Consider the following 20,187-nt stretch of genomic DNA (forward strand, 5'->3'; position numbering starts at 1 on the left):
CACGACCCCGCCGCCCTCCGGCGTGTCCGGCCCGCCGCGTTCATCACGGCGGCGGAGAGCGGTGATCACCTGGAGAGTTCGGCCGGCTCGTCCAGATGTGTCAGTTTCCGCGGGTTCCTGACGACGTAGATCCGGGTGATGCGCCCGTTCTCCACCTCGATGCTCACCGCTGCCGGTTCTCCGTCGAACTCGATCACGCCCGCCGGCGCGCCGTTGAGCCAGACAGCCGTCGTCCCGAGTTCGTCCACCACCGTGTGGGCGCGCGCGAGCAGGGGCGCCACCGAGTCCACCCCGTGGATCGGAGTCCGCGCCGCGGCCACCACGCCGCCGCCATCGGCGATCATGACCACGTCCGGCGCCAAGACCTCCATCAGCTCCTGCAACCGCCCGGTGCGCAGCGCCGCAAGGAACCGCTCCACCACGGCCTGCTGCTCCGAACTGTCCACCCGCACCCGCGGCCGCCGGGCAGCCACGTGCTCGCGTGCCCGCCGTGCGATCTGGCGCACCGCCGCCGCGGACTTCCCGGTCGCCCCGGCGATCTCGCCGTAGGGCATCTCGAAGACCTCACGGAGCACGAACACCGCCCGTTCCGTCGGCCCGAGCGTTTCCAGAACGGTCAGCATGGCGATCGAGAGGCTCTCCGCCAGCTCGACGTCCTCGGCGACATCAGGGCTCGTGAGCAACGGTTCCGGCAGCCACTCGCCCACGTAGTCCTCGCGGCTGCGCGACAACGCCCGCAGGCGGTTGAGCGCCTGCCGTGTGACGGTCCGGACGAGGTACGCCCGCGGCTCGCGCACCTGCGTACGGTCGACGGCGGCCCATCGCAGCCACGAGTCCTGGAGGACGTCCTCCGCGTCGGCCGCCGAGCCGAGCATCTCGTAGGCGACCGTGAACAGCAGGCCGCGATGGGCGACGAACGGGTCCTCGGTCATTTTGTCGGCGCCGCGGCGGACGGCGCAGGTCGCCCGGAGAGCGGAATCCCGCAGGCGTCGGAGAAGCCCTGCGAGGCGATCCTGTGCGCGTTGTTGTTCCTGGTCGCCATGTTGACGAAGGCTATGTACGCGGTGAGTTCGACCATGGCCTCAGGACCGAGCCGGTCGAGCAGGCTCGCGTGCAGCTCATCGGTGACGGTCGGCGGGGTGTTCGTCATGGCCTCGGCGTATTCGAGGACGTCCCGCTCCAGCGGGTCGAACACATCCGACTCCCGCCAGCGCGGCACCTGGCTCGCCTTGGCCAGGTCCAGATCCTGGTTCCCGGCCTGGAAGTAACCCACGTCGAGGCACCAGCCGCAGCCGACCTGTGCCGCGACGGCCATGTGCGCGTACGTCTTGAGGCCGGCGTCGGCCGCCTTCCACCCGGCCAGCCTGGCGGAGAAGTCGAGGTTGGCCGTGGCGACCTCGGGGCTGTGCCACACCACCGCGACGGGGTCGGGCACGGCACCGAGTTGCTTGATCATGTTTTCGCTGAGCTCGGCGGGAAGCTCGGCCTTCGGAACTCGTGGCGTCATGATGTCGCTCTCCTTGTAGGTCTTCATGTCCGGGCGTCGGCCTTGCAGACATGAAGACACCACCGGATCGGCGAATGTGACATCGGGTGCGGGCGGTGGCCCGGGCGCACCCCACTTCTGCCCGGATGCCCCGGCGCCGTGGAGGTCCCGCTGCCGCTTTCCACACGCCGCCGGATCACCACCCCCGTACGAGCCCCGCACCCGACGGCCCTTCGCGTCCGGTCAGCTCTCCCAGATCTTGAATGCCCTCACCGTGTACGGCGACCGGGGCACCCAGGTGCCGCCGCCCGGGTACGTCTCGAACTCGCCGGTCTCCGCGCACTCGGCCGACTGGAAGGTCGTGACCGGGCGCCCGGTGCGGTTGACGAGCGCCTGGGCACTGCGGCCGGCCGGCAGCGGGACGCAGCTCTCGATGTCGACGGTGGAGAGCTCGTGGACCTGCGTGGCCCCGGTGAAGTCGGGCTTCGCCCAGAGGCAGAGCTGTCCAGCGCCGCACGGCGCCAGCCCTGCCGGTGCGGCCTGCGGGGCGCTGCGGGAGCGCTCCTGCCCGGTGGGCCCGTGGTGGGCGGCCGGCGCGGCCCCCGAGGACAGGGCGGTGGCCGGGACGAGTGCGGTGGCCGCCAGGGTGGCGGCGAGGACGGTCGTGCGCATGGTGGATCAACCCCCGTGGTCGAGCGAGCCGGGTGGCTCGCCATGTCCGCACTCTGACCTGCGGATGTACGGGCCGGGAAGGGGGCGGGCGGCGGACCACCCTGATAGGCGACAGCCCCGCCGGAACCGTCCGGCGGGGCTGTCGGGTGCGCTGTGTTGACGCCTGGGGCCCAGGGGCTGCCCGGGGCGGGCCAGGTGTCGCCGAGGGATCAGATGTGGCCCGCGCCCGTCCCGGCCTCGGCGTTCGCACCGCGCTTGGTGAGCGTGGCGACCAGGGCGGCGACGACGGCGACGATGCCCGCGACCATGAAGGCGGAGCTCATGCCCGACACGAACGTGTCATGGGCGACGTCCGTGATCTTGACCGCGATCTCCGGCGGAGTCTCGGGGGCGATCGGCGGCATACCGACCTTGATGGCTGCGGATGCCTGGTCGAGCTGCGCCGGGTCGACCGGCGGGAGCTCCGCGGCCTTCCAGTTGTCGTCGAGCTCGGCGTCGACCTGAGCGGCCATGACGGCGCCCAGGACGGCCGTACCGAGGCTGCCGCCGACCTGCATCGCGGCCTGCTGGAGCCCGCCCGCGACACCGGAGAGCTCCATCGGGGCGTTGCCCACGATGACCTCGGTGGCGCCGACCATGACCGGCGCGAGGCCGAATCCGAGCAGTGCGAACCAGAGCGACATGGTCAGCGTGCCTGTGCCGATGGTCAGCTGCGACATGCCGAACATGGCGATCGCGACGGACACCATGCCGCCGACCAGCGGCACGCGCGGGCCGAACCTGGTGATCGCGGCGCCGGCGAGCGGTGAGCCGACGATCATCATTCCGGTCAGCGGCAGGAGGTGCAGACCGCTGTCGACCGGGCTCATGCCATGCACGTTCTGCAGGTAGAAGGTGACGAAGAACAGGCCGCCCATGAAGGCGAACGCCATCAGCACCATCAGGACCACTCCGGCCGACAGGGGCACGGAGCGGAACATGGCGAGCGGGATCAGCGGCTCGCGGACGTTCTTCTGGGAGAGCGCGAACACGACGAACAGGACGACGGCGGCGCCCAGGAAGCCGAGCGTCTTCCAGTCGCCCCAGCCCCACTCCGAGCCCTTGATCAGCGACCAGATCAGGCAGAACATCGCCTGCGACAGCAGGACGATGCCGCCGATGTCGAAGGACTTCGGCGCGTTCTGTGCGCGGTGGTCCCTGAGGATCACGAGGCCGAAGAGGAGCGCGATCACGCCGACGGGCACATTGATGAAGAAGACGGACTGCCAGCTGACGTGCTCGACGAGCACGCCCCCGAGGATGGGTCCGCCCGCGGTCGAGGCGCCGATCACCATGCCCCAGATGCCGATCGCCATGTTCAGCTTCTCGGCGGGGAAGGTGGCACGCAGCAGACCGAGCGCCGCGGGCATCAGCAGCGCGCCGAAGAGGCCCTGCAGCACGCGGAAGACGATCACCAGGGACACGCTGTCGGACAGGCCGATGGCCGCAGAGGCGGCGGCGAACCCCGCGATTCCTATCAGGAAGGTCTGGCGGTGGCCGAAGCGGTCACCGAGCTTGCCGGCGGTGATCAGGGAGACCGCGAGGGCGAGCATGTAGCCGTTGGTGATCCACTGGACGTCGGCGAGCGAGGCGCCGAGGTCCTGCTGGATCGCGGGGTTGGCGATCGCGACGATCGTGCCGTCGAGCGCCACCATCATCACGCCGATGGCGACGGCGAAGAGCGTCAGCCAGGGATGGCCGCGCAGTCCCTTCGCCGGTGCGGGAACGAGGGTGTCTTCAGGCTCCCGCGGCGCCTTCTCGACAGTGGTCTGACTAGTCATGCGCAGGACGTTATGTCAGCTACTGACAGTTGACAAACCAATTCACAAGACAGTAACTGTCACGTAGCTCACAGGTAGGCTGAACAGGTAAAAGCAGTGAAAAGAGGTCCGGTACGTGACACGCAGGCAGACATCCGGGGCTCCCGTGCCGGGGGCTCCGGCCGGGTTGCGCGAACGCAAGAAACGGCGCACCCGTGAGGCCCTGCTGCATGCCGCCCTCAGGCTCTTCACGACGCAGGGGTACGACCGGACCACGGTCGACGAGATCGTCGATGCCGTCGAGGTCTCCCAGCGCACCTTCTTCCGCTACTTCGCGAACAAGGAGGCCGTCGCCTTCGCCGTCCAGGAGGCGGTCGACGCCCGCTTCCTCGCGGAGCTGCGTCAACGTCCTGCCACGGAGGCCCCTTTCGAGGCAATGCGCCGGGCCGCTCTGAACGCCTGGAGCACCCTCGCCGAAGCCGACGAAAAGGACATTACGGCCGAACTCCAGATGCGGGCCTACCGGATGATCGAATCGACGCCCGCGCTGCACGCCGCGCACACGCAACGCAACATCGGCCTGGAGCAGCAGACCGCCCTGCTGATCGCGGAGCGTGAGGGGCTCGACCTGGAGACGGATCCGCGCCCACGGGTGGCCGTCGCCGCGTTCTCCGGGGTGATGCGGATGACCGGACAGCTGTGGGGCAGGCGGAAGGACGCGGGGGCGGACGCACTCCGGGAGCTGACCGAACTCCACCTGGACCAGCTCGGACCTGCGCTCTCCGGGAGCTGGCGCGCCGCGTAGGACGTCCTTACGCGAACCGCACAGTTGTGCCGCACTCCTCATCGCTCCCGCATGGCCGAACTCACAATGCCCTGGCACCTCAGGCCATTTCGGGTGACCGGCGGGCTTCCGGCGCGCCGGAGTGTGGATCCGGCGCACACGGAGCGTAAGAGACGGACGGTCAATTCCCCGCGGTCGAGTGATCCGTGTCACCCCTGCCACGACGACAAGTGAGCGTCTCCTAGGGTGGGGCGCAGTGACTTCCTTCGATTCCTCCCCCACTCTCACCGCATGGCGCGCGCTGCTCGCCATCGCGGTCGTGTTCGTGATGCTGGCGACCACCGGTTGGACCGCCGTGCGTCATCAGCACTCCGCCGCGCCGCGCGAGATCGCGCTCGCTTCCTGGGCGAAGGACCGGATAGCCGGTCACGCTCTCCCGGACGTGGGCGCCCCGGCGTACCGGCTGGCCCACTTCTTCGCGACGCTCACGGCGGGCCAGCAGGTCGCCCTGGCCGACAAGTACCCGCTGGTGGTGGGGAATCTGAACGGTGCGCCGGTCACCCTGCGCTACCGGGCGAACCGGCACGCCTTGGAGCAGGCGGAATCGGCCGAGGAACAGCGGACGCTGGACACGCGGCTCTCTCCGGACGGGCGCCAGCAGGCCGTGCACCGGCTGGACCGATTCCGCTCCCTGCTCGCCGGTGACCGGCAGATCCTCACCTTCGACCCGTCGGGCCGCGGCCGGGCCGCCGAGGTCTTCGGCGACCTCGACAGGGCCGAGCGGGTCTCGGTCGTCGTGCCGGGGGTCGATACGAATCTTCTGACGCTGGAGCGCACCGGCGTGAAGAAGAACGCGGCGCCCGTCGGCATGGCTCAGTCGCTGTACGGTGCCGAGCGCTCGGCCAGTCCCGCTTCGCGCACGGCGGTCATCGCGTGGGCCGACTACACCGCGCCCGCCGGGATCGGCATGGACGCCGCGCTGGGCGGGCTCGCGAACGAGGGTGCGCTGCGGCTGAACGCCCTCGTGAAGGCACTGCCCGGTACCTCGGACGTCTCGCTGTTCTGCCACAGCTACGGCTCGGTGCTGTGCGGCGTGGCCGCCCACGAGCTGCCGTCCAGGGTGTCCGACATCGCGGTCGCGGGCAGTCCCGGGATGCGGGCGGACAACGCCGGCGCCCTGCACACCCGGGCCAGGGTGTGGGCCATGCGGGACGGCGACGACTGGATCGCGGATGTTCCGAACATGGCGGTCGGCGGGCTCGGGCACGGTGCCGATCCGGTCGACCCGGCCTTCGGCGCGCGGATCGTGTCGGCGAACGGCGCGGTCGGGCACAGCGGCTATTTCGAGCCGGGCACGGAGAGTCTCAGCAACTTCGCCGCGATCGGCGTGGGCGCCTATGACTCGGTCAATTGCGCGAGCTCCGATGATGCGTGCCACCGGGAGATTTCCGGCGAGTCAGGGGCCTGACGCGCGTAGAAGGACGTCTGACGCGCGTAGAGAGCGGCGAACGGCCTGCCCGATTTCGCCTGTACCGGAGGGGGACGTGCGGGCCTGTGCCACATACGATGAGGCACATGGGTGATGTGCTGGCCGGAATTCATGCCACCTGGGAGTTCGACACCGACTCCGTGCTCATCCGCTTCGGAGGGGGAATCCGCACGCCGAGGCTCTTCCAGAGCCTGCGTGAGCGCCGCATTCCGTACGCGGCGCTGTCGTCGGTGACGCTGACCCCGGGCAAGCGGGGCACGGTGGTGCTGCACGCGGTGCCGAGACCTGGTGCCGATCCGCTGCTGGAGGCTGCGGCCGGGCAGCTCAAGGAGGGCAGCGACCCCTACCGTCTGGTGCTGCCCGCCGAACGCGAGACGCTCGCCGAGTACTACGCCGACGAGCTGCGCGCCCTGCTCGGCCCCGAGGCGTCGCTTCCCGCCGAACGTTTCCTGGTGACGGCCCCCGAGGCGCCGATGCACTTCAAGGCGTACGACGGCCGCGCCGGCTTCGACGGGTCTCTGGTCTCCTTCCGGTGGTTCTGGACGGGGGCGTCGAGCGCCAAGTGGAAGGCGGGCGACCAGACGTTTCCCGTGGCCGATCTGGGCGGGATCGAGTGGCGTTCACCCGAGGCCTTCGAGGGGTATCTCCGGCTGGTGCCGCGCGGCGCGGCCGGCTCCGAGGCGGACGGGCCCGGTCCCGACCCGGCGCCCGGCGGGGGGCAGCCGTCCGTGGGGCGGGTCCAGCCCGACCAGGATCCTGCCGCGGTCGTGTTCGGCCTGGGTTACGGGCCGGTGCACGAGTCGCTGCCCTTCGCCGCGGCGGTCCTGGAGTCCGTCCGCCGGACGCAGTCGGTTCCTGTGGCGACCGCTCCCGTCCCGGTGGGCGGCGCGCGGCGCGACCCGGCGGACATCGCCGAACGGATACGCCACCTCGGGGACCTGCACCAGGCGGGCCTGGTGACGGACGCGGAGTACAGCGCGAAGAAGACGGAGCTCCTCGCCGAGCTGTAGACGGTGTCCGGGGCGACGGCCGCGGGAGACCTCACATGCCCCGGCCCTCCCGTGCCGGGCCCCCCTCGCACCCCGCCCGGGAGCGGGGGCCGTCCCCCTACTCAGGTACGGGGCCGGGGGGTCCGCGGTCCACCCCTCGGTATGACGCCGCCCGGCACACTCCGCGCCTACTCTGACTCGATCATGCCCCCTTCCTCCGCCGGGCCCCCGCCCGCCGACGGTCTGCTGAGCGCCGCCCGCCGCAACCTGCGCGAGCTCGCCCACGGGCTGTCCCACGCGTCCCATCCGCCGACCCCGCTGTTCGCCGACTCGCCGAGACGCTGGCTGCGGCTGCTGCCGTACGTCGTCGTGCTCGCCCTCGCCGCCGTCTTCATCCCCGTCACGATCCAGGTGCTGGCCAACGACTACGGGGTGCCCGGCGCGCTGGCCGGAGCCCTGGCGGTCGGGCAGGCCGCCCCCCTGCTGATGCTGGCGCACCGGCCGCTACAGGCATGGTGGATCGTCTTCGCCGCCGACATCGTGGGCGCCCTGGTGCTGCTGGGGCAGGGGCTCCGACCGGACACCCTCTGGCCCTGGACCCCTCCGGGCCTCGTCGGCTATCTCTTCGTGCTGCTGGCCCTCGGGCTGCGGGAGAGCCGGCGGACCGTGTCCGGGGTCTGGCTGGCGACGGGTGCGGCCGGCCTTCTGCTGCATCTGGTCAGGCCCTCGCACAACGACGACAGCGCGCTCCTGCTGTTCATCCTGAGCGGGACGGTGCTGGTGATCGGGGCAGCGGTACGCGAGCGGAGCGAGGCCCAGCGCCGGCTCGTCGAGCAGGAGACGATCAGCGAGGCCGAGCGGGCGCAGCGGACGCTGCTGGAGGAGCGCACCAGGATCGCCCGTGAGCTCCACGACGTGGTCGCCCACCACATGTCGGTGATCACGGTGCAGGCCGACTCGGCTCCGTACCGGATCGGCGGGATGTCCGAGGAGGTGCGGGCGGAGTTCGCGTCGATCGCGGCAGGCGCCCGGGAGTCGCTGACCGAGATGCGACGGCTGCTGTCGGTGCTCCGCAGTGACGGCACCCGGGGCGAGCTGGCCCCGCAGCCCGGTCTCGACCGGGTGCAGCAGCTGGTGGAGGCGACCGTGCGGGCGGGGCTCCCGGCCGAGCTGTCGCTGGCGGCGGACGTGGCGGAGGCGGTGGAGCGGGGCGGCGTACCGCAGGCGGTGGATCTGTCGGCGTACCGCATCGTGCAGGAGGCGCTGGCCAATGTGGTCCGGCACGCGCCGGGTGCGCGGACGCGGGTGTCGGTCACGGCACGGGACGGCCATCTGACGGTACTGGTCGTCAACGACGAAGCACAGAAGCCGGGTTCGCCGCTGGAGGCGGCGGGGACGGGACACGGGCTGGTCGGCATGCGGGAACGCGTACGGTTGACCGGCGGCACACTCGACACCGGCCCGCTGCCGGACGGGGGCTTCCGGGTGGCCGCGCGGCTCCCGCTGCCGCCGCCCCAGCCGCCCTCGGCATCCGTGACTCCGGAGGAACCGTGACCATCCGCGTGATCATCGTCGACGACCAGGCCATGGTGCGGGCCGGGTTCGCCGCTCTGCTGGCCGCGCAGAGCGATATCGACGTGGTGGGCGAGGCCCCGGACGGGCGCCAGGGCATCGAGGTCAGCAGGTCGGTGCATCCGGATGTCGTCCTGATGGATGTCCGGATGCCGGAGATGGACGGACTGGCCGCCGCCCGTGAGCTGTTGACCCCGCCGGTGGGCGTGGTCCACCGGCCGAAGGTCCTGATGCTCACCACGTTCGACGTCGACGACTACGTCTACGAGGCGCTGCGCGCCGGCGCGTCCGGGTTCCTGCTGAAGGACGCCCCGCCGGCGGACCTGATCTCGGCGGTCCGGGTCGTGGCGGCGGGGGACGCCCTGCTCGCGCCGTCCGTGACCCGGCGGCTCATCGCGGACTTCGCGCGTCAGCGGCCGGCTGCGCCGTCCGGCGGACCGGCGCTGAGGCTGAACGGTCTGACACCGCGTGAGACGGAGGTCCTGGAGCTGATCGCCCGGGGCCTGTCGAACCAGGAGATCGCGGCGCGGCTGGTGCTGGCCGAGCAGACGGTGAAGACCCACATCGGCAGGGTGCTGGCCAAGCTCGGTCTCCGGGACCGGGCGCAGGCCGTGATCTTCGCGTACGAGTCGGGGCTGGTGGCTCCGGGAGAGGCGTAGCTTCCTGGTGCCCCCCGGGGCGGCGTAGGGCTGTCCCCCCGTACAGCCCCTACCCCGGTACCACCGGAGAGTTGGCTCCCCGGGGTGACGCCCCGGCACCCGTCGTCTTCCTACCTTCCTCCCCTGCACACCGAACGGTGTGCGCACGCCGTACGGGGAGGGCATCATGCGCCGATTCGCGAGGACACTGGCCGCGGTCGCACTGGCGACCACAGTGGTGGCGGGGACGGCCGGCTGGGCGTCCGGCACCACCCAGCGGGCGGTGACGGGGCCGCCGCCCGGCAGTGCCTCGTGGCGGTCCGACTGGGTGCTGGGGCGGGCGCTGCCCGACCCGGGCAGTTCGACTCCGGCGCAAGTAGGCCTCTTCTTCCGTGGGTTGAGTGCCTCGGAGCAGCAGGTGCTGCTGGAGCGGCACCCGTTGGTCGTCGGCAATCTCGACGGGGCGCCGCTGGAGCTCCGCTACCGCGCCAACGCCCGTGCGCTGCGGGCCTCCCACGACCCCCGGTTCAAGGGTCTCGCCGCACCCGGGCGGCAGATCCTCGCCTTCGATCCGCGGGGACGCGGCCAGGTCGCCGAGGTGTTCGGGGATCTGCGCTCCGCGCGTCATGTGTCCGTCGTCGTACCCGGGTCGGACATCGACGCCGGGACCTTCGACCGGCGCGGCGACGTGTACGGCACTCCGGCGGGCATGGCGAAGTCGCTGTACGCCGAGACGGGTCAGGGCAGCGCGGTGATCGCCTGGGCCGGTTACACCACCCCGGTCGGCCTCGGCCTGGACGCGGCGACCGGAGGTCTGGCGGAGGCGGGGGCCGAGCGGCTGACCCGGTTCTCCGCGGGACTGGCGGCCGACGGCCTGCCCGCGCCCGTCGTGTTCTGCCACAGCTACGGCTCGGTGGTGTGCGGGCTCGCGGCCTCGGGGCTGGGCGCCACGGACCTGGTCGTGCTCGGCTCCCCCGGGATGCGCGCGGACGACGTCGCCGGCCTGCACACCGCCGCCCAGGTCTGGGCGGCCAAGGACGACACCGACTGGATCGACGACGTACCGCATGTCGAGGTGGCGGGTCTCGGACACGGCGCCGACCCGGCCGACGAGGAGTTCGGGGCGCGGCGGGTGCCCGCCGAGGACGCCGAGGGCCACACCGGCTACTTCGTCCCCGGCACCGACTCGCTCCGCGCCTTCGCCGCCATCGCCGAGGGGGCCTCCCGATGAGCGTGCGGCAACTGGTCTCCCGGATCGACGCGGGCACCCCCGCCCACCGTGACCGTGCGGTCGACGGGCTGCGCGCCCTCGCGCTGATGGCCGTGCCGGCCGGGCACTGGCTGCTCGGCGGCTTCACCCTGGACGGCGACGGTGCCCTGCACAACGCCAGCCCGCTCTCGGCCTTCGCCGTGTTCTCCCCGGTGAGCTGGGTGCTCCAGATGCTGGGCGTCTTCTTCCTGGTCGGCGGCTACGCCTCCGTCCTCTCCTACCACCGCCGCCCGTCCACCACCGGCGCCTGGCTGCGCGGCCGGATGGTCCGGCTGGGCAGGCCCGTGCTCGGTGTGACCGCCGTGTGGGCGCTGATGATTCCGGTGCTGTACGCGGCCGGGGTGCCCGAGGACACCTTGCGTACGGGGGCGAAGCTGGTGATCCAGCCGCTCTGGTTCGTCGGGGTGTACGCAGTGGTCACGGCGCTCACGCCGTACTGCGTACGTCTGGCCCGGCGGCTCGGCGGTTGGGCTGCCGCCCCGCTGATCGGCTCGGTCGCCGCGGTCGACTTCCTGCGCTACGGGCCGTACGCGGACGCCGTGCCGTCCTGGCTGAGCCTGCTGAACATCCTGCCCGGCTGGCTCTTCGCGTATCAACTCGGCGTCTGCTGGGGCCAGGGCCGCCTCTCCCGGCGGGGCGCCCGGCTCCTGCTCGTCGGCGGCACCGCCCTGTTCGCCGTGCTGCTGCTCGCCTTCCACTACCCGGCGTCGATGGTCGGCGTACCGGGCGAGGCGCGGACCAATTCGCATCCGCCGTCGCTGCTGGTCCTCGCGCTGGCCTCGGCGCAGAGCGGTGCGGCGGTCCTGCTGCACGACCGGATCGGCCGGGCGCTGCGCCGCCCGGTGCTGTGGGCCCCCGTGGTGGTGATCAACCTGTCGGCGATGACGATCCTGTGCTGGCACCAGACGGCGATGCTGGCCGCGGCCGTCCCGGCGTCCTTCGCCGGAGCCGTACCCGGGCTGACGACCGACCCGGACTCGGTCGGCTGGATCCTCGCCCGGCTGGCCTGGATGCCGCTGTTCGCCGCCCTGCTCGTGGTGATCTCCCGGTACGCCCGCAGGTTCGAGGCCCCCTGGGACTCCACGGGCAGCCGCGCCACGAACGCCCGCCGGGCAGCGGCCGGGCTGCTCGCGGCGGGCTTCGCGGTCTTCGCGCTGCGGCTGGCCTGAACCCTCGACGCCCGGTGGGACGGCTTACCGTCGCCCCTCGACCAGGCCGGATTCCCAGGCCCAGGCGGCGATCTCCACACGGTTGCGGGCGGACAGCTTGATCTGCACGTTGCCGAGATGGGTCTTCACCGTGCCCACGGAGATGGACAGTTCGGTGGCGATCTCGGCGTTGGTCAGCCCCCTGGCCACCAGACGTACCAGGTCCTTCTCCCGTGCGGAGAGCGCGGTGTGCGGCTCCCGAGGCGCGGGCACCGCGCTGTTGAGGCGCCGCAGCAGCCGTACGGTGATGGCCGGGCTGACCAGTGCCTCGCCGGAGGCCGCCGCCCTGATGGCCTCGACCAGCAGGGCAGGGCCGGAGTCCTTGATCAGGAAACCGGAGGCGCCTTCGCTCAGGGCTCGCTGGACGTACTCGTCGTCGTCGAACGTGGTCACCACGACGACCTTCGGCGGGTTCACGGTGCCGGGGCGGGTCAGTCTGCGCAGTGCCTCCAGCCCGTCCATGCGGGGCATGCGGATGTCCATCAGCACCACGTCGGGCCGGTGCTGCCCGGCGAGTTCCACGGCGTGCACCCCGTCCGCGGCCTCACCGACGACCTCGATGTCGTCCTCCGCGGCGAGGATCATCGCGAATCCGGCACGGACCATGGCCTGGTCGTCGGCGATCAGCACACGGATCGTCATGAGACCGCCGCCCCTGCCGTGGACACGGGGAGCGTCGCCTCGACACCCCAGCCACCGGCTGTCACCGGGCCCGCCTGGACGCTTCCGCCGATCAGGCCCACCCGCTCGTTCAGGCCCTTCAGTCCGAAGCCGCTCTGCGAGACATGGCGTGGCCGCCCGTCGTCGCTGACCCGCACGGTGAGCCGGTCTCCCGAGCGCTTCACGCGCACCCGCACCTCGGTGCATCCGTGGGCGTGTTTGCGTACGTTGGTGAGGGCCTCCATCACCACGCGGTGGGCGGTGGTGGTCACCTCCACCGGAAGGTCGTCGAAGGTCCCCTCCAGTTCGAGCCGGGCCCGCGCCCCGCCGACGGCTGAGAACTCCTCGACCAGCGACCGCACTTCACCGATGCCCGCCAGCGGCGTCAGCGCCACCTCTCCGTCGGCGTCGCGCAGCATCCCCACCATGTGCCGCATGGAGGTCAGCGCCTCCGAGCCCGCCTGCTCGATCCGCTGCAGCGCGGGCGGCACCAGTTCGGGCTTCCGGCCCGCGATCGCGTGGGCGCCCTGTGCCTGTACGACGATGCCGGTCACGTGGTGGGCGACGAAGTCGTGGAGGTCCCTGGCGAACTCCGTCCGCTGCTCCAGCTTGAGAGCCGCCGCCTGCCGCCGCCGGTCCACGAGTAGCAGGCGCGTCCCGAGGCCGATGCCCAACACCAGGAGCGCTACCAGGGCGTACATCAGCGCGAAGATGGTCGTGGACTGCTTGGCCTGGACCGACACCGGTCGCAGCACGATCGCCAGGTACAGCAGCGGAATGGCCACCGCCGCCCACGACGGCACCCCGCGTCGGGCGACGACCAGCAGGAGCCACACCAGAGCCGCCGGTTCGGCGTATCCCAGCGCCTGCACCCCGACCGACATCTCCATGTGCAGCACCACCGAGAGACACAGCGACACGAACGCCAGGATGCAGCCGGCTGCCGGCAGCGCCCGGCTGCCGAGCCGGGGAGACGCCACGACGAGAGCGATGGCCAGCAGGGCACCACCCAGCTTGGCGGGGCCCAGCGCGGAGGCGCCGTTGTTCCCGATCCGGTAGAAACCGCCGCCCACCCAGTCCAGCACGACAAGGCCGACCAGGGCCACGACCAGCACCAGCCGGATCGTGACAAGCAGCTGCGGATGGTCCTTCCCCCGTGTGGCTGTGGGTGCGGCCAACCTCTCCAGCATCTCTCTCACCGTCCTCCCGCCGACCGGCCGAAAGTCGGAGCCGGCCGCGCATGATCTGTCTTTCGCCCGATCCGCCGCGAGGCGCGATGGACAAGAGTTGTCTCCATCGGGCGGCGTTCGCCGTTCATCACACGAGGAGGATGTCACGATCGCGGCCGGCCTCGCCTCGAAGCGGAACCCCGCTTAGGCGACATCGCGACCCACCGGTCGACAGCGCACACGGCCGGGCCCTCCCCCCACGTACAGGGCCCGCCCCTCCCCCACGCACAGGAGCCACGGATGAATCACGCAGAGTCGCACCACGGAAGCGGAACGGAGTCCGTGCGGCCGCCCGTCGGCGCGGCTGCGATCGAGGCCCAGGGGCTCGGGAAGAAGTACCGGCGCGGCTGGGCCCTGCAGGACGTTTCCTTCCGGCTGCCGGCCGGGCGGGTGTGCGGCCTCGTCGGGCCCAACGGCTCCGGTAAGAGCACCCTGATGGGCATGGCCACGAACATGATCCGGCCGACGTCCGGCGCCCTGCGGGTGTTCGGCGCGGAGCCGGGATCGACCGAGGCCGTCCTGCGGACCGCCTTCCTGACCCAGGAGAAGCCGCTGTTCCGGCGCTTCACCGTGGCTGAAACCCTGCGACTGGGCCGCGAGTTCAACCCTCGCTGGGACCAGGAGATCGCCGAGGGCATCGTCCGTGCGGGCCAGGTGCCGCTGGAAGCGAAGGTCGGAACACTGTCCGGGGGGCAGCGCACCCGCGTCGCCTTCGCCCTGGCCTTCGGGAAGCGCCCTGATCTGCTCATCCTCGACGAGCCGATGGCCGATCTGGACCCGCTGGTCCGCCGCGAGCTCATGGCCACCCTGACGAAGGAGGCCGCCGAACACGGCACCACGGTGCTGGTCTCCTCGCACATGCTCGCCGAGCTGGAGCACATCTGCGACTACCTCCTCGTCATCGCGAACGGCGGTCTGCGTCTCGCGGGCGAGGTGAACGAGCTGCGCGCCGCGCACGCGCTGTTCGCCGTCCCGGGGGACGGCTCGTCCCCCGCACTCGCGCCGCACAGGGTCATCGAGCCCCGCAACGAGGGCCGGCCGGGCGTCCTGGTGCGTCTCGGCGGACCGGTCGAGTACGGCGGGCAGGCGGAGCCTCCCACCCTTGAGGAGCTTCTGCTGGCGTATCTGCGGTCACCCGACGCGCCGCCGCTGATCGCTCCCAGCGCCCAGGTCGGCGACATCCAGGACATCATCACCCGCGACCGGCAGAAGGCTGTGACCGCATGACCACCCTCACTCGTGACCCGGCCCGTACGGCGCCCGCCGGATCCCTGCGGAACAGCTGGATCCCCCGGCTCGGCGGCCCGGTCTGGCTCGTCTGGCGCCAGCACCGCGCCGCGTTCTGGACGCTCGTCGCCGTCATGCTCCTCGGCGTGGCCGTCATGGCCTACCTGCGCGGGCAGGCGATGGACTTCCTGGCCGCCCAGGACCCGAACTCGCGGAGGCTGGGCGGCTTGCCGTCCGACTTCGAGACCCACGTCGACCGTCTGCACAGCATCGGGAGCTACCTCAGCTACATCCCCGTCCTGGCCGGTGTCTTCCTCGGGGCTCCGCTCATCGCGGGCGACCTGGAGACCGGCACCGCCAAGCTGGTGACCTCGCAGTCCGTCAGCCGACTGCGGTGGCTCATCATGAAACTCGCCGTTCCCGCCGCGGTGCTCGCTCTGTCGACCGGCATGCTCAGCGCCATGTTCACCTGGTGGTGGCGCCCGCTCAAGGGGCTTTCCGACGCCCTCATCTGGACCTCGCTCTTCAGTGTCACGGGGGCCGTACCGGTGGCCTACGCCCTGCTCACGTTCACCGTGGGTGTGGCGGTCGGCCTGCTCCTGCGCCGCACGCTGGTGTCGATGGTGGTCACGCTCGGCATCGTCGTGGCGATCGAGTTCGTCTGGAGCGAGGCCTGGCGGAGCCTGGGGCACGTCATGTCGATCAACACCGACAAGGGTGTCGGGGCCGGTCTGGTACCGCCGGAGCTGCCTGACCAGGCGGAGCAGCAGGGACAGGGCACCTACTTCCTCACCAGCTCCGGAGACCGCCTGGACTGGACCACCTGCCTCGACCAGATGGACAACGACCGGGCGCACACCGCCTGCCTGGAGTCGAAGCACGTCATCGGCTGGTCCCTCGACTACCTCGACGTCTCCCAGATGCAGACGATGCAGTGGCTCGGGGCCGGCGCCATGTTCGCCCTCGCTGCGGCCGTCGCCACCTTCGTCATCGTCTGGGGCCGCAAGCGGCTCCTGTGACGCGAGCGGTCCTGAGCCGGCCGAGGAGTGCCTGGACTGCCAGGACCTCCTCGGCCGCCGGGCGTGTGGCGGCCCTGACCTCAGGACCCAGCTCGTACCCGGTGGATTCGAAGGCCCTCGCGAAGTCACTGCGCATGGCCGTGCGCACTTTGAACGGCAGTTCCGAGCCGCGCCGGAACGCTCGCCCGAACTGCCGGCCATGAACCCGCCAATGCGGCGGCGCAGTTGCACGAGTAGTGACAAGTGGGGTGGACGTTCGTTTCTCAGGCATGAATACATCTGATGCCCCGACGACAACGGGCACCGGCTACGCATCTTTCGTTTCGGAACATACGCCTGGAAGAGCGAGAAGCGTGCCCGGCCCCAGGGCCGCGGAGCACGGCTATGAGTCGCGACCGCTTACGGCTTCCCCGAAAGCAAGCCGGGAAAGAACAGAAACGCCGATGTATGAGGAGTTGTTCCGGCTCTGGGCCGCTCGCGGTAACGCGCTCCCCGGCGTCCCGGATCCGGAGTGGCGCCGGCTCATCTCCTATCGTCACCACCAGGAAGAGATCGAGCGAACCTTGCGGATACTCCGCCTTCAAAAAAGCATGCCGATCAGATGATGTGACGGCCGGAAGAAATCCCGGTTCGCGAACTAAGAGCACGAACGGCCGGGAACATGATGCGGAATGATGTTCGTCAGATGTGACCTCACGCGTCCAATCGGGTTATTTCTGGATCTTGCTAGATCCTATTCAGCCGCAACGGCCGTTGATCGACCGTGGAAGCCAGGGAGATGTGGAGGCGGCACGCAGTTTTGGCCGACGCCTTCTGCGGTGCGGACGACCGCGTGCGTGAGGCGCAGTCGGTATTCGACGGGGCGCAGGCGGAACGCGCGAGAACTCTCGCCGCTTTCGCCGTCACTGTGGGTAATGACGCCGCTGTTGCCGAATTGCTGGGACTGAACGAGCGCGAAGTGCGGCTTGCCCGCCGTACCGTCGGCAAGAGCGATGCCCGCTCGCTCGCCGGAGCGCTGCTCAATGATCCGCCGACCGACGCTCCGGGCGCCGGCGCGGCAACGAAGGCCGCTTCCGGCAACAGCGAGCCCTTGCCCTCTCCCCAGGGCGGGAACCCCGCGGTCACCGTACGGCTGGAGTCCACGCAGTCCTCCATTCCGTCACCCCGCGTGGAACAGTCCTCCACTCAACAGGCGGCACCTGCGGCGCCCACGGGAATGAAGGAGTGGACGGATGCTCGCGACTCCTTGCTCGTGGACGGCTGGAACAAGGGCACGGATGCGGCAGCCCTTGCCGCCCAACTCGGCATCGGGCTCACGCAACTGGTCTCCCGGGCCCAGTTGCTGTACGCAGAGGGCCGCCTCGTGCAGGTACGCCGCGACCGGGGCCGCCACCGGCGCCTCACAGACGAATTCACTCGGACCGTCGAGACTTCCCACACCTTCGACCACGCCCTGTACGCAAGCTCGAGCGAGAACCACTCATGGCCGTCGCCGGCTGACGCTCCTGGACGGGGTGAAACCACGCAATACGCGTCCTACGGTCAGGACGGCAGCGGGTTCTTCCCCTCCCACCTTGATTCGACGCTCCGGAACAGCGGGTACACGGTGCAGCACAGGTGAGCTGACGACCATCCGGCCGAGCGCCGACAGTGCGACCTCGGTTCGGGACCACCACCGCGCTACGCGCGCACCGTTCGTCTGCGCCTGATTCCCTTGCCGACGGTCGAACGGTCCACAGGAGTACGTCGGAGAAGCCGCCTACTCGCGTGCGGTGGCCGTGTTGCTCATGTCCGGGTAACGGTCGCCGGCCACCTGGCCCGCGATGGGCTCCAGCACTTCGAGCTCCTGCCCGGTCAGGGTCAGCCCGGTCGCCCCGACGTTCTCCAGCAGACGGCTGCGCTTACGCGTGCCCGGGATCGGCACCACGGTCAGACCGTGCACCTGCGCCCGCTGCTGCACCCAGGCCAGGGCGACCTGCGCGGCCGTCGCGCCGTGTGCGGCAGCGATCTTGTGCACCGGCTCCAGCAGGGCCGCGTTGGTCTTCGCGTTCTCGCCGGTGAAGCGCGGCTGGTGCACACGGAAGTCGCCCTGCCCCAGGTCCTTGACCGCGTCCGCGAACGCCCCGGTCAGGAACCCACGGCCGAGCGGGGAGTAGGGCACCAGGGTCACCCCGAGCTCGACGGCCGCGGGCACGGCGCTGTGCTCCACGTCCCGGCTGAAGAGCGACCACTCGGACTGGAGGGCGGCGATCGGGTGCACGGCGTGCGCCTCGCGGAGCTCGTCCCCGGTCACCTCGCTCAGCCCGAGCTGCTTGACCTTGCCCTGCCGCACCAGCTCGGCCATCGCGCCCACCGAGTCGGCGAGCGGTACGAGCGGATCGCGGCGGTGCATGTAGTACAGGTCGATGACGTCGGTGTTCAGCCGGCGCAGGCTGGCCTCGACCGCCTCACGGATGTACGCGGGGTCGTTGCGAACCCCACGGTAGTGCGGGTCGTCGGTCCGCTCGATGGCGAACTTCGTGGCCAGCGTGATCTCGTCGCGGTGCGCTCCCACGAACGGGGCGAGGAAGGTCTCGTTGGCCCCGCGCCCGTAGACGTCGGCGGTGTCGAAGAGGGTGACGCCGGCCTCCAGCGCCGCCTCCAGGGTGTCCCGGGCGGCCGCCTCGTCGGTGTCCCCGTAGAACTCGCTGATCCCCATGCAGCCGAGCCCCTGCACACCGACCTGCGGGCCTCCGGTGCCGAGCTCCGCTGTCGCGATCTTTCCGGTGTCGCTCATGTCGTTCAGACCCCTTCCGACGCCGTGCGGACGCCGCCATAAAAGTCGATCTTGAAGTCGAGGACGGCCAGGGTCCCCTGGAGTTCCGCGATCCGGGTCTTCACGTCACGCCGGGTCTGCTCCAGCAGCTCCTGCCGCTCCGCGAAGGTGTGGTCGCCCTCGCGGATCAGTTCGGCGTACCTGACCATGGCGGCGACCGGCATTCCGGTCAGTCTCAGCTTGCCGACGAAGGCGAGCCAGTCCAGGTCCCGGTTGCTGAACCGTCGCTGGCCCGTGTGGGAGCGGTCGACGTGCGGCATGAGCCCGATCCGCTCGTACCAGCGCAGTGTGTGGGCGGTGAGCCCGCTGAACGCCACGACCTCGCTGATGGTGTAGTGGTCCTGGCCCTCGGGGCGCGGGTGCGCCTTCGGGGCAGAAGCGCAGGTGTCCGTCCGTGCGGAAGTGCTCTCCATCACCGTCATGCCTCCACGCTAGAACCTTGGAGTGCACTCCAAGCAAGCGTAATCGGGTGCGATCTCGGATTCGGGCTCCCGTTAGGCTCGTACGCATGCAGAGCCTGGCGATGATCGAGAACTGGCCCGTACCCACCGCGGCAGCCGCCGTCGTCACCTCGGACGGCACGCTCCTGGGTAGCCATGGTCCCACCGCGCACCGCTTCCCGCTGGCCTCGGTGACCAAACCGCTCGCCGCCTACGCGGCGCTGGTGGCCTACGAGGAAGGCGCCGTCGAGCTGGACGAACCGGCCGGCCCCGAGGGCTCGACCGTCCGCCACCTCCTCGCGCACACCAGCGGTCTCGCCTTCGACGAGCACCGCGTCACGGCACCGCCCGGCACCCGCAGGCTGTATTCCAACGCGGGCTTCGAGGTGCTCGGCGACCACATCGCGAAGGCCACGGACATCCCGTTCCCCGAGTACGTGCGCCAGGCGGTCCTGGAACCCCTCGGCATGACGTCGACCGCCCTGGACGGCTCCCCCGCGAAGGACGGCGTCTCGACCGTGGACGACCTGGTGCGGTTCGCCGCGGAGGTGCAGGCCCCGCGGCTCCTCGACCCGCGTACGGTCCTTGAGGCGCAGACCGTCGTCCACCCCGGACTCAAGGGTGTGCTTCCCGGCTACGGTCACCAGAACCCCAACGACTGGGGACTCGGCTTCGAGATCCGTGACTCCAAGTCGCCGCACTGGACCGGCCTTTCGTCCTCTCCCGCCACCTTCGGCCACTTCGGCCAGTCCGGCACGTTCCTGTGGATCGACCCGGCTGCGGGCGCGGCCTGCGTCGCACTGACGGACCGGGCCTTCGGACCGTGGGCGGCCGAGGTCTGGACGCCGTTCACCGACGCGGTCCTGGCGGAGCTCGGCGCCTCCCGCTGA

19 protein-coding genes are annotated in these 20,187 nt (G+C 70.8%); 11 read left to right on the plus strand and 8 right to left on the minus strand.

The features are described 5' to 3' along the window. Window positions 1-65: 65 nt before the first annotated feature. The 4 genes from ACFWFI_RS00515 to ACFWFI_RS00530 all read right to left on the minus strand — a co-directional run bounded on the left by ACFWFI_RS00515 (window position 66) and on the right by ACFWFI_RS00530 (window position 3,855). Window positions 66-932: an RNA polymerase sigma-70 factor gene (locus ACFWFI_RS00515; protein ID WP_387383838.1), complete on the minus strand. Its 867-nt coding sequence runs from the start codon at window positions 930-932 to the stop codon at window positions 66-68. Further along, window positions 929-1,507, minus strand: coding sequence for a carboxymuconolactone decarboxylase family protein (locus ACFWFI_RS00520; protein ID WP_387383840.1), 579 nt, complete (start codon window positions 1,505-1,507; stop codon window positions 929-931). The genes ACFWFI_RS00515 and ACFWFI_RS00520 overlap by 4 nt, the downstream gene beginning before the upstream one ends. Window positions 1,508-1,729: 222 nt before the next feature. After that, the gene (locus ACFWFI_RS00525) at window positions 1,730-2,158 is read right to left on the minus strand and encodes a peptidase inhibitor family I36 protein (protein WP_387383842.1); all 429 of its coding nucleotides are present in this window, start codon (window positions 2,156-2,158) and stop codon (window positions 1,730-1,732) included. Between the two features lie 209 nt (window positions 2,159-2,367). Beyond that, complete coding sequence (locus tag ACFWFI_RS00530; protein ID WP_387384008.1) at window positions 2,368-3,855, minus strand: MFS transporter; 1,488 nt, start codon at window positions 3,853-3,855, stop codon at window positions 2,368-2,370. A gap of 238 nt (window positions 3,856-4,093) precedes the next feature. On the opposite strand from ACFWFI_RS00530, the gene ACFWFI_RS00535 reads away from it, so the two are divergent. From ACFWFI_RS00535 to ACFWFI_RS00565, 7 genes are all read left to right on the plus strand, one after another. After that, window positions 4,094-4,762, plus strand: coding sequence for a TetR family transcriptional regulator (locus ACFWFI_RS00535; protein WP_387383844.1), 669 nt, complete (start codon window positions 4,094-4,096; stop codon window positions 4,760-4,762). A gap of 235 nt (window positions 4,763-4,997) precedes the next feature. After that, window positions 4,998-6,209: an alpha/beta hydrolase gene (locus ACFWFI_RS00540; protein ID WP_387383846.1), complete on the plus strand. Its 1,212-nt coding sequence runs from the start codon at window positions 4,998-5,000 to the stop codon at window positions 6,207-6,209. 107 nt (window positions 6,210-6,316) lie between these two features. Continuing rightward, a complete protein-coding gene (locus tag ACFWFI_RS00545) occupies window positions 6,317-7,240 on the plus strand; it encodes a DUF4429 domain-containing protein (RefSeq protein WP_387383848.1) in 924 nt (307 codons plus the stop codon). Between the two features lie 183 nt (window positions 7,241-7,423). Beyond that, window positions 7,424-8,773, plus strand: a complete 1,350-nt coding sequence (locus tag ACFWFI_RS00550; protein WP_387383850.1) for a sensor histidine kinase — start codon at window positions 7,424-7,426, stop codon at window positions 8,771-8,773. Continuing rightward, on the plus strand, window positions 8,770-9,450 hold the full coding sequence (locus ACFWFI_RS00555) for a response regulator (RefSeq protein ID WP_387383852.1): 681 nt from the start codon (window positions 8,770-8,772) through the stop codon (window positions 9,448-9,450). The genes ACFWFI_RS00550 and ACFWFI_RS00555 overlap by 4 nt, the downstream gene beginning before the upstream one ends. 166 nt (window positions 9,451-9,616) lie before the next feature. Next, entirely contained in the window at window positions 9,617-10,660 is a 1,044-nt protein-coding gene (locus tag ACFWFI_RS00560) for an alpha/beta hydrolase (RefSeq protein ID WP_387383854.1), read from the plus strand. Continuing rightward, a complete protein-coding gene (locus ACFWFI_RS00565) occupies window positions 10,657-11,868 on the plus strand; it encodes an acyltransferase family protein (RefSeq protein ID WP_387383856.1) in 1,212 nt (403 codons plus the stop codon). The genes ACFWFI_RS00560 and ACFWFI_RS00565 overlap by 4 nt, the downstream gene beginning before the upstream one ends. 24 nt (window positions 11,869-11,892) lie before the next feature. On the opposite strand, the gene ACFWFI_RS00570 is transcribed toward ACFWFI_RS00565, so the two are convergent. Continuing rightward, window positions 11,893-12,549: a response regulator gene (locus tag ACFWFI_RS00570; RefSeq protein ID WP_387383858.1), complete on the minus strand. Its 657-nt coding sequence runs from the start codon at window positions 12,547-12,549 to the stop codon at window positions 11,893-11,895. Next, a complete protein-coding gene (locus tag ACFWFI_RS00575; RefSeq protein ID WP_387383860.1) occupies window positions 12,546-13,745 on the minus strand; it encodes a sensor histidine kinase in 1,200 nt (399 codons plus the stop codon). The genes ACFWFI_RS00570 and ACFWFI_RS00575 overlap by 4 nt, the downstream gene beginning before the upstream one ends. Window positions 13,746-14,036: 291 nt before the next feature. Here ACFWFI_RS00575 and ACFWFI_RS00580 point away from each other — a divergent pair, with 291 nt between their 5' ends. The 3 genes from ACFWFI_RS00580 (at window position 14,037) to ACFWFI_RS00590 (ending at window position 17,663) form a co-directional block, all read left to right on the plus strand. Beyond that, window positions 14,037-15,023 carry an ABC transporter ATP-binding protein gene (locus ACFWFI_RS00580; RefSeq protein WP_387383862.1) on the plus strand — a complete coding sequence of 329 codons (987 nt, stop codon included), beginning with the start codon at window positions 14,037-14,039 and terminating at the stop codon, window positions 15,021-15,023. Next, window positions 15,020-16,042, plus strand: coding sequence for an ABC transporter permease subunit (locus tag ACFWFI_RS00585; protein WP_387383864.1), 1,023 nt, complete (start codon window positions 15,020-15,022; stop codon window positions 16,040-16,042). The genes ACFWFI_RS00580 and ACFWFI_RS00585 overlap by 4 nt, the downstream gene beginning before the upstream one ends. 799 nt (window positions 16,043-16,841) lie before the next feature. Continuing rightward, window positions 16,842-17,663 carry a hypothetical protein gene (locus ACFWFI_RS00590; RefSeq protein ID WP_387383866.1) on the plus strand — a complete coding sequence of 274 codons (822 nt, stop codon included), beginning with the start codon at window positions 16,842-16,844 and terminating at the stop codon, window positions 17,661-17,663. A 138-nt stretch (window positions 17,664-17,801) separates the two neighbouring features. On the opposite strand, the gene ACFWFI_RS00595 is transcribed toward ACFWFI_RS00590, so the two are convergent. Both ACFWFI_RS00595 and ACFWFI_RS00600 read right to left on the minus strand, forming a co-directional pair. Then, window positions 17,802-18,818 carry an aldo/keto reductase gene (locus tag ACFWFI_RS00595; RefSeq protein ID WP_387383868.1) on the minus strand — a complete coding sequence of 339 codons (1,017 nt, stop codon included), beginning with the start codon at window positions 18,816-18,818 and terminating at the stop codon, window positions 17,802-17,804. A 5-nt stretch (window positions 18,819-18,823) separates the two neighbouring features. Next, a complete protein-coding gene (locus tag ACFWFI_RS00600; RefSeq protein WP_387383870.1) occupies window positions 18,824-19,279 on the minus strand; it encodes a MerR family transcriptional regulator in 456 nt (151 codons plus the stop codon). Between the two features lie 86 nt (window positions 19,280-19,365). On the opposite strand from ACFWFI_RS00600, the gene ACFWFI_RS00605 reads away from it, so the two are divergent. Continuing rightward, window positions 19,366-20,187 carry a serine hydrolase domain-containing protein gene (locus ACFWFI_RS00605; RefSeq protein WP_387383872.1) on the plus strand — a complete coding sequence of 274 codons (822 nt, stop codon included), beginning with the start codon at window positions 19,366-19,368 and terminating at the stop codon, window positions 20,185-20,187.

It is taken from the genome of Streptomyces sp. NPDC060209 (assembly GCF_042728155.1).
Classification (GTDB): Bacteria; Actinomycetota; Actinomycetes; order Streptomycetales; family Streptomycetaceae; genus Streptomyces.